This is a genomic window from Kribbella sp., assembly GCF_035687465.1.
Lineage (GTDB): Bacteria > Actinomycetota > Actinomycetes > Propionibacteriales > Kribbellaceae > Kribbella.
In genome coordinates this window covers 1-15,781 of the sequence record NZ_DASRXP010000440.1, presented here as the reverse complement: position 1 = coordinate 15,781, position 15,781 = coordinate 1, and the positions used below count along the sequence as shown (strand labels likewise).

The 15,781-nt window shown below is 68.3% G+C and carries 14 protein-coding genes and 1 pseudogene; 8 read left to right on the top strand and 7 right to left on the bottom strand.

Annotated elements, in window-relative coordinates:
- Window positions 1-244 precede the first annotated feature (244 nt).
- The 4 genes from VFG33_RS22795 to VFG33_RS22780 form a co-directional block, all read right to left on the bottom strand.
- A complete protein-coding gene (locus tag VFG33_RS22795; protein ID WP_325054956.1) occupies window positions 245-1,207 on the bottom strand; it encodes a sigma-70 family RNA polymerase sigma factor in 963 nt (320 codons plus the stop codon).
- Between the two features lie 66 nt (window positions 1,208-1,273).
- Window positions 1,274-2,872, bottom strand: a complete 1,599-nt coding sequence (locus tag VFG33_RS22790; RefSeq protein WP_325054955.1) for an ABC-F family ATP-binding cassette domain-containing protein — start codon at window positions 2,870-2,872, stop codon at window positions 1,274-1,276.
- A 130-nt stretch (window positions 2,873-3,002) separates the two neighbouring features.
- The gene (locus VFG33_RS22785) at window positions 3,003-4,403 is read right to left on the bottom strand and encodes an ATP-binding protein (RefSeq protein ID WP_325054954.1); all 1,401 of its coding nucleotides are present in this window, start codon (window positions 4,401-4,403) and stop codon (window positions 3,003-3,005) included.
- 2 nt (window positions 4,404-4,405) lie between these two features.
- Entirely contained in the window at window positions 4,406-5,089 is a 684-nt protein-coding gene (locus tag VFG33_RS22780; protein ID WP_325054953.1) for a response regulator, read from the bottom strand.
- A 168-nt stretch (window positions 5,090-5,257) separates the two neighbouring features.
- On the opposite strand from VFG33_RS22780, the gene VFG33_RS22775 reads away from it, so the two are divergent.
- From VFG33_RS22775 to VFG33_RS22750, 6 genes are read left to right on the top strand one after another with little or no spacing between them, the layout of a single operon-like run.
- A complete protein-coding gene (locus tag VFG33_RS22775) occupies window positions 5,258-7,054 on the top strand; it encodes an ABC transporter substrate-binding protein (RefSeq protein WP_325054952.1) in 1,797 nt (598 codons plus the stop codon).
- Between the two features lie 3 nt (window positions 7,055-7,057).
- Window positions 7,058-8,035: an ABC transporter ATP-binding protein gene (locus VFG33_RS22770; protein WP_325054951.1), complete on the top strand. Its 978-nt coding sequence runs from the start codon at window positions 7,058-7,060 to the stop codon at window positions 8,033-8,035.
- Window positions 8,035-9,084, top strand: coding sequence for an ABC transporter ATP-binding protein (locus VFG33_RS22765; protein ID WP_325054950.1), 1,050 nt, complete (start codon window positions 8,035-8,037; stop codon window positions 9,082-9,084). Before VFG33_RS22770 ends, VFG33_RS22765 begins: the two co-directional genes overlap by 1 nt.
- Window positions 9,081-10,004, top strand: a complete 924-nt coding sequence (locus tag VFG33_RS22760) for an ABC transporter permease (RefSeq protein WP_325054949.1) — start codon at window positions 9,081-9,083, stop codon at window positions 10,002-10,004. Before VFG33_RS22765 ends, VFG33_RS22760 begins: the two co-directional genes overlap by 4 nt.
- 13 nt (window positions 10,005-10,017) lie before the next feature.
- Complete coding sequence (locus tag VFG33_RS22755; RefSeq protein WP_325054948.1) at window positions 10,018-10,977, top strand: ABC transporter permease; 960 nt, start codon at window positions 10,018-10,020, stop codon at window positions 10,975-10,977.
- Between the two features lie 36 nt (window positions 10,978-11,013).
- Window positions 11,014-12,027 carry a 2-dehydropantoate 2-reductase gene (locus tag VFG33_RS22750; RefSeq protein ID WP_325054947.1) on the top strand — a complete coding sequence of 338 codons (1,014 nt, stop codon included), beginning with the start codon at window positions 11,014-11,016 and terminating at the stop codon, window positions 12,025-12,027.
- Between the two features lie 13 nt (window positions 12,028-12,040).
- Here the strand turns inward: VFG33_RS22750 and idi are convergent, their stop codons facing one another.
- Window positions 12,041-12,631: an isopentenyl-diphosphate Delta-isomerase gene (idi, locus tag VFG33_RS22745; RefSeq protein WP_325054946.1), complete on the bottom strand. Its 591-nt coding sequence runs from the start codon at window positions 12,629-12,631 to the stop codon at window positions 12,041-12,043.
- Between the two features lie 134 nt (window positions 12,632-12,765).
- On the opposite strand from idi, the gene VFG33_RS22740 reads away from it, so the two are divergent.
- Both VFG33_RS22740 and VFG33_RS22735 read left to right on the top strand, forming a co-directional pair.
- Window positions 12,766-13,974, top strand: a complete 1,209-nt coding sequence (locus tag VFG33_RS22740; protein WP_325054945.1) for an aminoglycoside phosphotransferase family protein — start codon at window positions 12,766-12,768, stop codon at window positions 13,972-13,974.
- 39 nt (window positions 13,975-14,013) lie between these two features.
- Window positions 14,014-14,844, top strand: a complete 831-nt coding sequence (locus tag VFG33_RS22735; RefSeq protein WP_325054944.1) for an NAD(P)H-binding protein — start codon at window positions 14,014-14,016, stop codon at window positions 14,842-14,844.
- Here VFG33_RS22735 and VFG33_RS22730 read toward each other — a convergent pair.
- Entirely contained in the window at window positions 14,841-15,071 is a 231-nt protein-coding gene (locus tag VFG33_RS22730) for a hypothetical protein (protein WP_325054943.1), read from the bottom strand. The two genes, VFG33_RS22735 and VFG33_RS22730, sit on opposite strands and share 4 nt — an antisense overlap.
- Before the next feature lie 109 nt (window positions 15,072-15,180).
- A pseudogene (locus VFG33_RS22725) lies at window positions 15,181-15,781 on the bottom strand (lytic transglycosylase domain-containing protein); the annotation flags it as partial.

Sequence of the window (15,781 nt, the reverse complement as noted above, 5' to 3'; positions counted from 1 at the left end):
CGCAAAACCCTCACCTGCCGCCCCCGCGAACCACCTACGCCCATGCCCACCGAGCCACCAGAACGTCAACCCAGTCATCCACAGACCGTCAAAAGCAGGCGAGCGATCCCAAGGCTTCCCACAGGACCCCCCGGCACCCGGCGCACCTGGGCATGTCCGGGGTGCCGGGGTGCCGGGGTGCCGGCGCACCCGGGGTGCCCGGATACCGGCTGTTGTTTGTTCGTGCGCAGGAATGGACTGCAGGTCAGGTTGCAGCGGGGAAGGCGAACGTGGTGACGAGGGTGGGGTCGCCGAAGACGGTGATGCGGGCGATTCCGTCGTCGGCGAGGGTGAGGACTGCGATGCCGAGGGGCTCGTAGGTGCCTGATTCGGTACGCCGGTACGTCGCGGCCGCGGGTTGTCCGTTGGCTGCGGTCGGGATCATCCGCCACTCGCCGGGTGAGCCCAGGGCGTAGTTCGCCAGGTAGGGCAGACAGGTCCGGAGGCCGGAGAACCAGGTGCGCGACGGGCTGAACTCGAGCACGGTGTCGTCGCGGAGCAGCTTTCCCATCGCGACCGCGTCGGAGTTCTCGAAGGCGGCGATGTACTGGTCCAGCAGGGCCCGGGCGCGAGTGTCGGAGGGCTCGGTGATCTGGTCGCCGTCCGGTTCCAGCTCATCGAGTTTCGCGCGGGCGCGCTGGAGGCTGCTCTTCACGGCCGGGACGCTGAGGTCGAGCAGCCCGGCAACCTCGGCGGCGGAGAAGGCCAGTACCTCGCGCAACAACAGGACCGCACGTTGCTGCGGTGGGAGGTGCTGCAGACTGACGATCAGGGCGAGTCGAAGGTGGTTGCGCCCGGCAACGATCTCGGCCGGATCGACCAGGGAGTCCGGGATCGGTTGGACCCAGCGGACTTCCGGCCCGGCGAGCTCGATCGTGCCATCTGGGTCGTCGCCCGGAGCGCCGAGCCCGGACGGCACGTACCGGCGGTCGCGGTGCTGGAGAGCGCTCAGGCAGGCGTTTGACGCGATCCGGTACAGCCAGGTGCGGACCGAGGAACGGCCCTCGAATTTCTCGTACGACCGCCAGGCGCGCAGCATCACCTCCTGGACCAGGTCCTCGGCGTCGTCGACCGAGCCGAGCATCCGGTAGCAGTGCGCGAGCAACTCTCGCCGGAACCCCTCGGCCTCCCGGACAAATCCCTCGGACTCGGACGTCGCCACTCGCATCAGTCTGCCTCCTCGAATTCGTTGGTTCGAGGAGGCAGACTCCGACTGCCCGTCAAAGGAATCGCCTCAGGCGAGGGAGACCAGGTCCAGGTAGTCGTCCGTCCACAGGTCCTCTGCCGCGTCCGGGAGCACCAGCACCCGGTCGGGCTGGAGGGCTTCGATGGCGCCCTCGTCGTGGGTGACCATGACGATCGCTCCCGGATAGCTGCCGACCGCACCGAGGACCTCGTTCCGCGAGGCGGGATCGAGGTTGTTCGTCGGCTCGTCGAGCAGGAGCACGTTCGCGCCCGAGTGGACCAGCCCGGCCAGGGCCAGGCGGGTCTTCTCGCCACCGGACAGGACCCTGGCCGGCTTGTCCGCGTCGTCGCCGCTGAACAGGAACGAGCCGAGCACGTTTCTGACCTCGCCGTCGGTGAGCCTCGGCGCTACGGAGGCCAGGTTCTGGCGAACCGTGACGGCGAGATCCAGCGTGTCGTGTTCCTGCGCGAAGTACCCGAGCCTCAGCCCGTGACCGTGCACCACCCGGCCGCTGTCCGGTTGTTCCCGACCGGCCAAGATCCGCAGCAAGGTGGTTTTGCCCGCGCCGTTGAGACCGAGGATGACCAGCCGACTCCCCCTGTCGACGGCGAGGTCGACGCCCTTGAGTACGTCGAGTCCGCCGTACGACTTGGTCAGGCCGCTGGCGCTCAACGGTGTCTTTCCCGATGGCGCCGGCTCGGGCAGGCGAATGCGAGCCACCCGCGCGGCCCGGCGTACGGGCTCGAGGTCGGAGAGCAGTTTGTCCGCCCGGCGAGCCATGTTGCGCGCGGCAACGGCCGTGGTGGCTCCCGCGCGCATCTTGTCCGCCTGCGCGTGCAGGACCGCCGCCTTGCGCTCCGCCGTACTACGTTCCCGCGCGCGCCGGCGTTCATCCGTCTCGAGCTGGGCGAGGTACTTCGCCCAGCCCGTGTTGTGGAGGTCGATCGTGAGGCGCTGCGGGTCCAGGTGGAACACCCGGTTCACGGTGGCGGCGAGCAGCTCACGGTCGTGGCTGATCACCACCAGGCCGCCCTGGTAGCCGAGCAGGAACGAGCGGAGCCAGACGACCGAATCGGCGTCCAGGTGGTTGGTCGGCTCGTCGAGCAAGAGGGTGTCGTGCTCCGCGAACAAGATCCGGGCCAGCTCGACCCGGCGGCGCTGACCACCCGAGAGTTCGCCGACGGGCTGTTCCAGGGCACGATTCGGCAGGCCGACGCCTGCCGCGAGGCGGGCCGCTTCCGCCTCGGCCGCATAGCCACCGCCGGCCTGGAACTCGGCCTCGGCCTCGGCGTACGCCGCCATCGCGCGCTCCTGGGCTTCGCCGACGGCACTGCTCATCGCCGCCTCCGCCTTCCGCAGGCGGTCGACGGCGATGTCGAGTCCGCGGGCGGACAGGATCCGGGCGGTAACGGTGACGGCCGGATCCGCGGCGCGCGGGTCCTGTGGCAGGTAGCCGACGGATCCGGTGACGTTGATCGAGCCGGTGGCAGGGCGGTCTTCGCCGGCCAGGGCCTTCAGCAGGGTGGTCTTGCCCGCGCCGTTCCGGCCGACGAGACCGATGCGGTCTCCGGGCCCGATGTGGAAGGACAGGTCGGACAAGAGGAGCTGGGCGCCGACACGGATGTCGACACCGCGGACGGTGATCATGATGGTTACTCTCCGTGATAGCTGGTGGACGCACTTCTGGTGGGGAAGCGGGTCGCGCAGCTAGACACAGAGGCAAGTAGCCATGACGCCAGGGTAGGCCGGAGCACCGGCCGACGTCAGCTGGTTTTCGTCAGAGCGGTTTGGCGGGGAGTTCGATGATGAAGCGGGCGCCGCCCTCGGGGCGGTCCTTGACCCGGATGATGCCGTGGTGCCACTCCACGTGCCGGGCGACGATCGCCAGCCCGAGGCCGATCCCCCGGCTCTTGCCGTCCCGGTCACCCCGGCCGAACCGCTGGAAGATGCGCTCCCGTTCGGATTCGGGGATCCCCGGGCCGGCGTCGTCGACGTACACAACGACGCCGAGGCCGCCGGCCATCACGCTGACGCCCTTGCAGCCGCCCGCGTGGTCCTCGGCGTTCTCGACCAGGTTGGCGATCACGCGTTCGAGCCGGCGTTTGTCGGCCTGCAGCATCAGGTCGGCCGCGTCCGGCGCGACCTCGGTGATCGACCGGCCGGCGGTCTCGTCCGCCGCGGCCCGGACCAGGTCGCCGATCCGGACGAGCTCCCGCATCCCCTGGTCGCCGCCGTCGTCGCGGGAGATCTCCAGCAGGTCGATCACCAGCCGGCGGAACCGGTCCAGGTCGTCGCCTAGCAGTTCGACGGGCTCGCGGACCGCCGCGGGGAGTTCGGCCCGGTGGTTCTGGATCAGCTGCATCGAGTTCAGCATCGTCATCAGCGGCGTCCGCAGTTCATGACTGATGTCGCCGGCGAACCGCGCATCGGCCGACACCCGCTGCTCCAGGGTGGCGGCCGTCTGATTGAACGAGCGGGCCAGACCGGTCAGATCCGGGTCGCCCTCGGCCTTCAGCCGGGCGTCGAGCTGCCCCCGCGCGACGGCAGCCGCGGCCTGGGTCAACTTGGCGAGCGGCCGCAGCGCCAACGTGCTCGCGAGCCTGCCGACCGCCAGGCCGATGATGGCCGTCACGATCGCCGCGGCGACGAGGGTGATCTTCAAGGTCAGCAGGGTTTCGTCGAGGCTGTTCAGCGGGTGCCACTGGAAGAAGGCCTCGCCCTGCCGCGACAACGGCACGCCGACGGCCATCACCTGCTGGCCCGCCACGGTGATCCGCCGGTTCACCTCTGTGCCGGAGCGGGCCGCCTGCACCATGTCCGCCGGCAGATCGTCCGGACTGCCGACCGCGGCGACCCACTTGTTGTTGAAGAACAGCAGCGAGGCCGCGGAGTCGGTGGACGGCAGGGAGTCGAGCAGGTTCATCACGTCCGGGTTCGACCTCGGCACGGGCGTGGTGTCGCAGTCGGGGACGTTGTGGCAGGACGGCGCGGTCTCGTAGAGCCCGTACCGCAAAGCCGCCGCGTTGTCGGTCGTCTCCACGATCGCGGACGAGGTACGTTGCCGGGTCAGGTAGTCCGAGACGACGTTGTAGGTCACCAGGGCGAGCACGCCCGACAGACAGAGAGCCAGCAGACCGTAGGCCAGGATCACCCGGTCCCGCAGGCCGAAGCGCCGCAACGTCAGCTCACCAGTCGGTAGCCCAGGCCGCGGGCCGTGACGAGGTGCTTCGGACTGGCCGGATCCCGCTCGATCTTCAGCCGCAGCCGGCGGATGTGGACGTCCACGATCCGGCTGTCACCGAAGTACCCGTAGCCCCAGACCTTCGAGAGCAGGTGCTCGCGGCTGCAGACCTTGCCCTCGGCGTCCGCGAGCTCGACCAGCAGCTTGAACTCGGTCCTGGTCAGCGGCAGCACCACGCCGTCCCGAGTCACCTGGGCGGCCCCCACGGCGATCTCCAGGTCGCCCACCAGGAACCGGTCGGACGACGGCGTACCGGCTGGTTCCACCCTGCGCAGCAGCGCGCGGATCCGGGCGGACAGCTCCTTGGCGACCAGCGGCTTCGTCACATAGTCGTCCGCGCCCGCCTCCAGACCTGCGACCACATCGTGACTGTCAGTGCGCGCGGTCACCATGATGACCGGTACGGCGCTGGTCCGCCGGATCTCCCGGCAGACCGCGAAACCGTCCCTGTCCGGCAGCATCAGGTCCAGCAGCACCACGTCCGGAGGCTCCCGGCGCAGCGCCGCGAGGGCGTCCAGGCCGTTCGCCGCCTCGGAGATCTGGTAGCCCTCGTCCTCCAGGGCGAGCCGCAGTACCCGCCTGATCCGCGGTTCGTCATCGACCAACAACAAGCTGTGAGGCACCCCACCAGTGTCGCTCGCCGCTGGGAGTTTTCGAGGATTACAGCTGTCATGACTTCGTCATCTGCGCTGCGCGGGCCGATGACGAAGTCTTGACGGTTGCGTGAAACACCCTCGCTCGGCATCCGTCCGCTCCTAGCTTCGGCCTTATCGAGTCTTGGAGGAGGACCAATGGCCAGCACCGCTAGACGGCTGGCGGCTGCAACGATCGTTGCCGTCACCACCCTCTCACTGGCAGCCTGCAACAACAGCAGCGGCACCAGCGACACGGGGAGCAGCACCGCGGGCGCCGCGGTCACCGGCGGCACCCTGAACATGCTCGGGGCGGGTGACGTCGACTACATGGATCCGAACATCAGCTACTACTCGGTCGGCTACCTGAACCTGCGGATGTGGAGCCGTCAGCTGTTCACCTACCCGGCCGACCCCGGGGGCAAGAACACCACACCGGTCGCGGACCTCGCCACCGAACTGCCGACCACCGCCAACGGCGGGATCAGCGCCGACGGCAAGACCTACACGATCAAGATCAAGTCGGGCGCCCAGTGGAACACCAGCCCGGCCCGCCAGGTCACCGCGGCCGACCTCGTCCGCGGCCTGAAGCGGACCGCGAACCCGGTCCAGCCGTTCGGCGGCATCCCGGACTTCGCGAACCTGATCGTCGGCTTCCCGGCGTTCCAGGCCGGCTTCGCCAAGGTGGCGAGCACCCCGGCCGCGATCGCGTCCTACATCAACAACACCCCGCTGCCCGGCGTGGTCGCCAAGGACGACACCACAGTCGTCTTCACGCTGACCCAGCCGGCCACCTACTTCCCCGACATGCTCACGCTGCCGGCCTTCTCCCCGGCTCCGGTCGAGGCGTTGAAGTATCTGCCGGCCAGCACAGAGCTCGGCAACAACTTCCCGTCCGACGGTCCGTACCAGGTGGACTCCTGGGTGCCGACCAAGTCGATCACCTACACGCGCAACCCGGCCTGGAACGCGAGCACCGACACGGTCCGCAAGGCCTACGTGGACAAGATCAACGTCAACGAGACGGTCAGCCAGGACTCCATCCAGCAGCAGTTGCAGACCGGGACGCCGAGCGCCGACCTCGAGTTCGACGTCGGCCCGCCACCGTCGCAACTCCCCGCGCTGATCGCCAAGAAGGACCCGAACCTCAACCTCGGGGAGACCGCGTCGACCAACCCGTACGTCGTCTACAACACGGCCTCACCGAACAACAACAAGGCACTGGCGAACTTGAAGGTGCGGCAGGCGATCAGCTACGCGATCAACCGGGACAACGTGCTGCAGGTGCTCGGCGGACCGACGATCAACCCGCCGCTCACCCACGTGCTGCCGGCCAGCATCGTCGGCTCGAAGCAGATCGACCCGTACCCGTTCAACGTGGACAAGGCCAAGCAGTTGCTGGCCGAAGCGGGCTACCCGAAGCTGACGCTGAAGTTCCTCTACCGGAACGCGTCCGAGGGCGGCAGCAAGGCCTTCCAGACGATCCAGCAGGATCTCAGCAAGGCGGGGATCACCGTGGTCGGCGTACCGTCGCCCAACGCGGACTTCTACGTGAAGTACCTGCAGGTCCCGACGGCCGCGCGCAGCGGGGTCTGGGATCTGTCCCTGGCCAGCTGGGGCGCCGACTGGTACGGCAACGCGGCGCTGTCCTTCTTCAACCCGCTGTTCTCCGGGACCCCGTCGTTCCCGCCGATCGGCAGCAACTTCGGCCTGTACAACGACCCGTCCACGAACACGCTGATCCAGCAGGCGGCCGCGGCGCCGACCGAGGACCAGGCTGCGGCGCTCTGGGCCCAGGCGGACGCGAAGGTGATGGCCGACGCGCCCTTCTACCCCCTCACCAACCCGAAGTGGCCGAACTACCACGCGTCACAGGTGAACAACGCGGTCTTCGTGCCCGCGATGCAGATGTTCGACCCCACGAACGTCTGGCTCGCCAAGGACAAGCAGGGCTGATTGATGGCATTGCTGGAAGTCCGTGACCTCAGGGTCTCGTTCGACACCCCGGACGGCATCGTCCGTGCCGTCCGGGGGCTGTCGTTCTCGATCGAGCCGGGTCAGACCCTGGCCGTGGTCGGCGAGTCCGGGTCGGGCAAGAGCGTGGCCACCCAGACCATCACCGGTCTGACCCGTGGTGCCGAGGTGTCCGGTACGGCGGTCTTCGACGGCACCGACCTGATCACCGCGGACGCACCGACCCTGCGCCGGTTGCGCGGCGCGGAGATCGGGATGATCTTCCAGGACCCGCTGTCCAGCCTGCACCCGCTCTACCGGATCGGCTGGCAGATCGTGGAGATGATCCAGGCGCACGACCGGGGGATCTCCAAGCGGGACGCCCGCCGCCGGGCGGCCGACCTGCTGACCCTGGTCGGCATCCCGCGGGCGTCGGAGCGGATCGACGACTATCCGCACCAGTTCTCCGGCGGGATGCGGCAGCGGGTGATGATCGCGATGGCGATGGCACTCGACCCGGCGCTGCTGATCGCGGACGAGCCGACCACCGCGCTCGACGTGACCGTGCAGGCCCAGGTGCTGAGCGTGATGCGCAAGCTCCAGCAGGAGTTCGGCACCGCGATCATCCTGATCACGCACGACCTGGGCGTGGTCGCGGAGATGTCGGACGAGGTGATCGTGATGTACGCCGGCGCGGTGATGGAACGCGCACCCCGCCGGGACATCTTCTACCGCAACCATCACCCTTACACGCAAGGGCTGCTGGCCTCATTGCCGACCCAGAAGGGCAAGCGGCTGACCCCGATCCCCGGGAGCCCGCCGAGCCTGATCAGCCTGCCGCCCGGCTGTCCCTTCGCGGCCCGCTGCCCGCATGTGTTCGACCGGTGCCGGGTGGAGACCCCGCCGCTGGCCGACGTCCAGGGCGATCCGCGGCATCAGTCGGCCTGCTGGCTGGACCACGACGTAGTCGAGGCGGTGGCTTGATGACGGAGGCCTCAACCGAACCACAGCCGCTGTTGCGCGTGCAGGACGTCCGCAAGGAGTTCCCGACCCATCGGGGCGAGGTCGTCCGCGCGGTCGACGGGGTGTCGCTGGAGGTGCGGAAGGGCGAGACGCTCGGGCTGGTCGGCGAGACCGGCTGCGGCAAGTCGACCCTGGCCCGCTGCATCGCCCACCTGTACGACGTGACGTCGGGCTCGGTGTGGTTCGACGGCAACGAACTCACCGGGCTGTCCCGCCGGGCGATGCGGCCGCTGCGCCGGGAGATCCAGATGATCTTCCAGGATCCGTACGGCTCGCTGAACCCGCGCCGGCGGGTCGGCTCGATCATCGGTGATCCGTTCGCCATCCACGGCATCTCCAAGGGCGCCGAGCGGAAGAAGCGGGTGCAGGAACTGATGGAGCTGGTCGGGCTCAACCCCGAGCACTACAACAGGTTCCCGTCCGACTTCTCCGGTGGCCAGCGGCAACGGATCGGGGTCGCCCGGGCGCTGGCGCTGCGGCCGAAGCTGGTGATCTGCGACGAACCGGTGTCGGCGCTCGACGTGTCGATCCAGGCGCAGATCATCAACCTGCTCGCGGATCTGCAGAAGGACTTCGACCTCACCTACGTCTTCATCTCGCACGACCTGTCCGTGGTCCGGCACGTGAGCGACCGGATCGCGGTGATGTACCTGGGCAAGCTGATCGAGGTGTCGCCGACCGACCAGTTGTTCGAGCAGACCCGGCATCCGTACACCCGGGCGTTGCTGTCGGCCCTTCCCGTCGCGGACCCGGACACCGCCGACAGCCGGGAGCAGATCATCCTGGCCGGCGACATCCCGTCCGCGACGAACCCGCCGCAGGGCTGCCGGTTCCACACCCGGTGCCCGAAGGCCCGTGCGGACTGTGTCGCCTCCGAGCCCCCGCTGGAACCGGTCTTCGACGACGACCCGGCCCACCGGACCGCCTGCTTCTTCCCGTTGACGATCGGCGAGGACCTGTCCACCGCCGTACCGGAGCTAGTGGATCTTCCAGATCGGGAGGCATCATGACCGCCGCGCTGGAAGTGATCGAGGCGCCCGCCAAGGCGATCGAGGGACGCAGCCCGGTCCTGCTGGCGATGCGGCGGCTGCGGCGCGACAAGGTGGCGATGATCTCGCTCGTGGTGATCGTGCTGATCGTGCTGATGGCGATCTTCGCGCCGGTGGTCGCCGCGATCACCGGACACCCGCCGAACGAGCAGTACCGCCAGATCGGGCTGACCCCGGACGGCCTGCCGCGCGGGCCGAACGGTACGTTCTGGTTCGGCACCGACGACCTCGGCCGGGATGTGCTGGTCCGGATCGCTTACGGGGCTCGCATCTCGCTCCTGGTCGGCGTCGCCGCGACCGCGATCACCGTGGTCATCGGCGTGGTCCTGGGGCTGGCCGCCGGATTCCTCGGTGGCATCGTCGACACGATCCTGGCGCGGTTGATCGACGTGGTGCTGTCGGTGCCGTTCCTGCTGGTGGCGATCGCGCTGGTGTCGATCACCGGTCCGAGTCTGTCGATCACGGTGCTGGTGATCGGGTTCTTCAGCTGGGCCTCGGTGGCCAGGATCGTCCGCGGCCAGGTGCTGTCGCTGCGGGAACGCGAGTTCGTCGAGGCGGCCCGCTCGCTCGGCGCCGGCGACACCCGGATCATGTTCGTCGACGTGCTGCCGAACGTGCTGGCGCCGGTGATCGTCTACACCACACTGCTGATCCCGGTGGTCATCGTCACCCAGGCGACGTTGTCGTTCCTCGGCCTCGGACTCCCGCCACCCACCGCCGACTGGGGCGGCATGATCAGCGAGTCGCAGAACTACTACACGACCGCCTGGTGGTTCATTCTCTTCCCCGGGATCGCCCTGCTCATCACGACGCTCGCCTTCAACCTGTTCGGCGACGGCGTGCGGGACGCGTTCGATCCGCGGGCCGACCGGCTGCGCTGAAGGTGGTTTTCCGATGGTCATGTTCCTGATCCGCCGGCTCGGGCACGGCATCCTCGTGCTCTGGCTGATCACCGTCGCCGTCTTCGGGTTGTTCTTCGTTGCCCCGAGCAACGTCGCGCAGACGCTGGCCGGCCGGCAGGCGACGCCCGAGACCATCGCCCTGATCAAACAACGACTCGGGCTCGACCAGCCGGTTTGGAAGCAGTACCTCGACTTCATCAAGAACGCGCTGCACGGCAACCTCGGGTACGACTACTACCACCAGGTGCCGGTGACAACGATCATCGGGCAGGCCTTGCCGATCACGGTGTCACTGGCACTGGGGGCAGCAGTCCTGTGGTTGCTGCTCGGAGTGTTCAACGGAGTGATCTCGGCGGTCCACCCGCGGTCGCTGGCCGATCGCGGTCTCACCCTGTTCTCGTTGTTCTTCTACTCGTTCCCGTCGTTCCTGCTCGGGTTGCTGCTGCTGTACTTCCTGTACTTCCGGCTCACGCTCGCCGGGTTCACCTGGTTCCCGGCCGGCGGGTACACCGGCATCACCCAGGGAGTCGGTTCCTGGGTGCAGCATCTGTTGTTGCCATGGATCGCGCTCGCCCTGTTGCTGGCGGCGACGTACACGCGGCTGACCCGCGGGGCGATGCTCGACGTGCTCGGCGAGGACTACATCCGTACTGCGCGGTCGAAGGGGATCCGGGAACGACGAGTGATCGTGCGGCACGGACTGCGGAGCGCGCTGACGCCGGTCGTCACCCAGTTCGGCATCGACCTGGGCCAGTTGATCGGTGGCGTGGTCGTCATCGAGACCGTCTTCAGCCTGCCCGGGCTGGGACAGACCGCGGTGGTCGCGATCAACCAGCAGGACCTCCCGGTGATCATCGGCATCGTGCTGTTCGCCTCCGCCGCCGTCGTGGTGGCGAACATCCTGGTCGACATCGTGTACGCCGTCCTGGATCCCCGCGTCCGGCTGCACTAGGCGGACAGGTGGTCCAGGCCCGGTGATACTGGGCGCATGACGATCGCGGTGTACGGCGCGGGTGGCGTCGGTTGCTATGTCGGAGGGCGGCTCGCCGCTACCGGGACCGAGGTGGTTCTGATCGGGCGGCAGCGTCTGGCCGGAGAACTGGCCGAGCACGGCCTTCATCTCACGGACTACCTGGGCGCCGACCTGCGGGTGAAGGACGTCCGCTTCGAGACGACCCCGGCCGGCGTCGGCGAGGCCGGGCTCGTGCTCGTCACCGTGAAGTCCGCGGCCACGGCGACCGTCGCGGACGAGCTGGCAGCGGTCCTGAAACCCGGCGCGATCGTGGTCAGCTTCCAGAACGGCGTCCGCAACGGCGACGTCCTGCGGGAGCGGCTGACCGATCACCTCGTGCTGACCGGCATGGTTCCCTTCAGCGTGCTGAACCGCGGCGGCGGCGCCTTCCACCAGGGCACCCAGGGCGACCTCGACGTCCAGCAGAACCCTGCTCTGCAAACCTTCACGGACGCCTTCGCCCGGGCGGGACTCCCCCTCACCCAGCACGCCGACATCCTTCCCGTGCAATGGGCGAAGCTGCTGCTGAACCTCAACAACCCGGTCAACGCTCTCTCGGACTTACCACTGAAGGACGAGCTCTCGCAGCACGCCTATCGCCGGTGCCTGGCTGCCGCCCAGTCCGAGACTCTCGCTGTGCTGAAGGCGAAAGGCATCACCCCCGCGCAGCTGATGCCATTGCCGACGCGCAGGCTTCCCGACGTCATGCGGCTGCCCGACTTCTTGTTCAAGCGCCTGGCCGGAAAGATGATTGCGATCGATCCCCATGCCCGCACTTCGATGTGGGAGGACCTGCAGGCGGGGCGTCGGACCGAGATCGACTACCTCAACGGTGAGGTGGTCCGGCTGGCCGAATCCTTGGGCCGCAAGGCCCCGGTGAACGCCAAGCTGATCGAGCTGATCCGCGCCGCTGAGTCCGGCGGGCAGCGGTCCTGGACCGGTCCCGCCCTGCTCACCGAACTGAAAGCGGCAGGCCGGCCCGCGTCCTGATACTGACCGTGCCCTACCTGTCCGGCCGCCCAGCGGTGCCCAAGTGGGCGGCCGGCGGCAGCAAGGCTGCGTCCGCGAGCGGCCACGCGCTCGGATTCGCGCCGAGGCGTGCCAGCTCGGTCACTTGCAGTACGCACCACGGCGACAACCCGTCCTGGGCGCCGACTTCCGGCCACGCGACCCACCGGTACGCCGCGACCTCGGCCGGGGCAGGGGTGATCTCCCCCGCGCAGGTGACCCGGAACACCGGGCACAGCTCGTTCTCGACGATCCCCTCGGGCATCTCCGCGCGGTAGCGGAACGCGGGCAGGACCAGGTCCACCTGCTCAGCGACCAGGCCGAGTTCGTCGCGGAGGCGGCGGCTGACGGCATCCTCGAGCGGTTCACCGGGGAGTGGGTGCCCACAGCAACTATTCGTCCAGACGCCCGGCCAGGTGCGCTTGGTGGGCGCCCGCTGGGTCAGCAGTACCCGCTCCTGGTCGTCGACCACATAGCTGGAGAACGCGAGATGCAGCGGGGTCGAGGCATGGTGGACCGTCGCCTTGTCCTGACGGCCGATCGCCCGGCCGGCCTCGTCCACCAGCACTACCTGCTCAGTGTCCACGGAGGCGAGCCTAGCGGCCACGACCGAGATAGGCAGTTGTCACCGATATCGGGACCCCGGCTCTGTCAGCCACGCCTACTGAGGCAGGTGGCACCGGGTCAGGTCACACTGATGGTGACAGGGGAGGGTGGCTGGTGGAGACGAAGACGGTTGAGGCGCTCGTCAGTGTGGGCGGCCGGTATGTGGGGCAGGCGCCGTTGTTCACGGTGGAGTCGCCTTGGTGGTCCGAGATCGGGAGCGTCACGCGCCAGCTTGACGAGTTGCTCGGTACGCCGACTATGGTCCTTCGGCTGCTCGAGACCCACGATGCCGACCGCATGCGCGGTGGCCGGGTGCTCTATCACGTCCAGGTGGAGAGCGAGCCGCGTCCCGGAGTACTGGATCCAAGGCCTCGTCCCGACTGGCCGGACCTCACCAAACCTCATCCGTTGCGATCCACCTGGGCTGAGGTCGACGGACCGCGGCGGCTGATCTCCTGGGCCACCGGCTTCATCGGCGAGGACACTCCTGCCCAGGTGAAGTCCTGGAATCTCTCCTGCTTGATCCAGTTCGCCGGTGCCGGTGCGTGGGCGAAGGCGACCAGCCGGTTCTGCAGTGTCGACGCCGACATCATCCAGCACGTCCACAGGTACGACGCTGCGCTCGCACCCGGCGTACTCGCGGTCGACCTGGACAACCGGTGGTCCCTGCTGCGCCATGCTCCTGGGATCGACTGCTGGGAACCAGATCAGGCGACTGTGCAGGATGTGGTCAGCCGCTGGGTCGCAGTACAGGCGGCTCTTGCTGCGGAGGCGGACGAGCTGAACACGCCGCGGATGCTGCCGCGGGATCTGCCGGGTGAGCTGGACTCGTTGCTGGCAGGCGAGGCGGGCACGCAACTGTCGGCAGAGGAGCTCGCCGGAGCTCGGCAACTGACGGAAGACCTGCCCGCGATCATCGACGCACTCGAGTCGTCAGGGCTGCCGAACACCCTTGTGCACGGGGATTTCCACCCCGGCAACTGGCGTTCGGACGGGACGAACCGGTTGATCGTCGATTGGGCCGACAGCTACGTCGGCCATCCCGCCGCCGACATCGAGCGTCTTCGCGTCTGGCTGCCTGTCGAGAAACAAGACAACGCCGTCTCGACCTGGACGGCGGCCTGGCGCAAGCACCTTCCAGGCAGCGAACCGTCGCGCGCGCTGAAACCGAGCACCGTGATCGCCGAACTCCTGGGCGCGGTGACGTACCAACGCTTCCTGGACAACATCGAGCCGAGCGAACGCATCTATCACCAAGGTGACCCCGCGGACTGTATCCGTGACGCTGTCATAGCCGCCGCGGCTCTCGATCAGGTGCGCTGACAGCGCCGATTCACCCTTTCGTCTGGCAGTGTTGCGACCGTGACGGTTCTGGTGACGGGAGCGACCGGCAACGCCGGCGGGGCTGTGGTTCGGGCGCTGGCGGCAGCGGGTCTGCCCGGGCGGGCGTTGGCGCGGAGCAAGGTCGAACTGCCTGCTGGGATCGAGCCCGTGTACGGCGATCTCAATCAGCCCGACACCTTCGTCGAATCACTCGACGGGGTTTCCGGGATCTTCCTGCTCAGCGGTTACGACCGGATCGAGGAGTTGCTGGCGAACGCGGTGAAGGCCGGCGTCCAGCGGGTCGCCTTGCTGTCGAGCAGTTCGGTCGTCGGTACGGAGACGGCGAACGCGATCGCTCAGTACCACCTGGCCGCCGAGGCCGCGGTGGATGCCTCCGGGCTGGACTGGACGTATCTGCGGCCGAACACCTTCATGTCGAACACCCTGCGCTGGCTCGATCAGCTCCGCGCGGGTGATGTCGTCCGCGTGCAGTTCCCCGAGGTGCCGATCTCGACGATCCACCCGCTGGACATCGCCGAGGTGGCGGTCCGTGCTCTGACGGAAGACGGTCACTCGCGAACGGCGTACCGGCTGAGTGGGCCGGTCGCGTTGAAGCCGGCGGAGCAGGTGCGGATCCTCGGCGAGGTCCTCGGCCGCCCCTTGCAGACCTATGAGATGACGCGGGCCGAGTCCCACGACGACCTGCTCGCCGCGATGCCGCCGCAGTACGCGAGCGCGATCGAATCCTTCTACGCCGACGGAATCATCGACGAGACCACCGTCACCGACACCGTCGAGACCGTCACCGGACACAGCCCCCGCACCTTGCGGGAGTGGACCCACGAGAACGCCGGGTTGTTCGCGGGCTAGCCTTCCAGGCGGTCGAGAGAACGGACGGTCACCTCGTAGCCGAGGTTGACCACCAAAGCCAGGGCGACGCCGGTACAGCGATGGCACCAGCGAACCTCGTGGCCGGGCCAGGTCGCGATGATGTCGGCGTCATGGCCGTGGCATTCCGAGCAGTCATCACGAGAGTGCGGATAGTGCGGGGCGGATTGTGCGGAGCTGTCGGCACCGAGTGTGGCCGGCTTCGTCATGAACCTAGCCTGCTCGCCGTGCGGGCAGGCAGGCAACTCAGTCGGCGCTGCGCGACCAGCCTGTCCGATATGTGGGCACTTCTGTTGCCTTCAGTAGCCGACTAGCCACTTATGGCGACAGATTTGCCCCAGTTTCACTGGGAGTTTCCGCAGGCGGGGTTTCAGTGACGGGGTCCGTCGGGGTCGGCGTCGGAGTGTCCGGCGGCGGCGTTGGGGTGTCCGGCGGAGGAGTCGGGGTGTCGGGCGGCGTACTGGTCGGAGGTGTCGGTGTGCTCGTCGGCTGGGTCTGCGGCGGCTTCGTGGGCTGGCTGGGCGGCTGTTGCCACGGGGGCTGCGACGGGACCGGGGTCTTCGGCGGGAACGGGGTGGTCACGCCCGGGGTGGGCTTCTGCACCGGCGGCTGAGTAGGCGCGGTGGTTGTCGTCAACCCCTGGGTCGGCGTCGGGGTAGGCGTCGGGGTGGTCGTGGCCTGGCCGGTGGGCTCCTCGGTGGGATCGCCACCGGGTTCGACGTTGCCGTCGTCGCCGGTCGATTGCGGGATCACGCCCTCGGTGTCGGGCAGCGTGACCGTGGACTGGCTGTAGGTCTGCATCCACCGGAGCACGGTGGACACGTAGTCCATGGAGTGGTTGTAGCGCAGTACGGCCTGGACCAGGCCCTGCGGATCGCGCAGGTTCGCGCCTCCCGAGCACAGGTACTCGCCTGCCGCC

Excerpts from the sequence above, each read along its gene's own strand:
- VFG33_RS22795 (WP_325054956.1), bottom strand. The coding sequence starts at position 1,207 with ATGCGAGTGGCGACGTCCGAGTCCGAGGGATTTGTCCGGGAGGCCGAG.
- VFG33_RS22790 (WP_325054955.1), bottom strand. The coding sequence starts at position 2,872 with ATGATCACCGTCCGCGGTGTCGACATCCGTGTCGGCGCCCAGCTCCTC.
- VFG33_RS22775 (WP_325054952.1), top strand. The coding sequence starts at position 5,258 with ATGGCCAGCACCGCTAGACGGCTGGCGGCTGCAACGATCGTTGCCGTC.
- VFG33_RS22770 (WP_325054951.1), top strand. The coding sequence starts at position 7,058 with ATGGCATTGCTGGAAGTCCGTGACCTCAGGGTCTCGTTCGACACCCCG.
- VFG33_RS22765 (WP_325054950.1), top strand. The coding sequence starts at position 8,035 with ATGACGGAGGCCTCAACCGAACCACAGCCGCTGTTGCGCGTGCAGGAC.
- VFG33_RS22760 (WP_325054949.1), top strand. The coding sequence starts at position 9,081 with ATGACCGCCGCGCTGGAAGTGATCGAGGCGCCCGCCAAGGCGATCGAG.
- VFG33_RS22755 (WP_325054948.1), top strand. The coding sequence starts at position 10,018 with ATGGTCATGTTCCTGATCCGCCGGCTCGGGCACGGCATCCTCGTGCTC.
- VFG33_RS22750 (WP_325054947.1), top strand. The coding sequence starts at position 11,014 with ATGACGATCGCGGTGTACGGCGCGGGTGGCGTCGGTTGCTATGTCGGA.
- VFG33_RS22730 (WP_325054943.1), bottom strand. The coding sequence starts at position 15,071 with ATGACGAAGCCGGCCACACTCGGTGCCGACAGCTCCGCACAATCCGCC.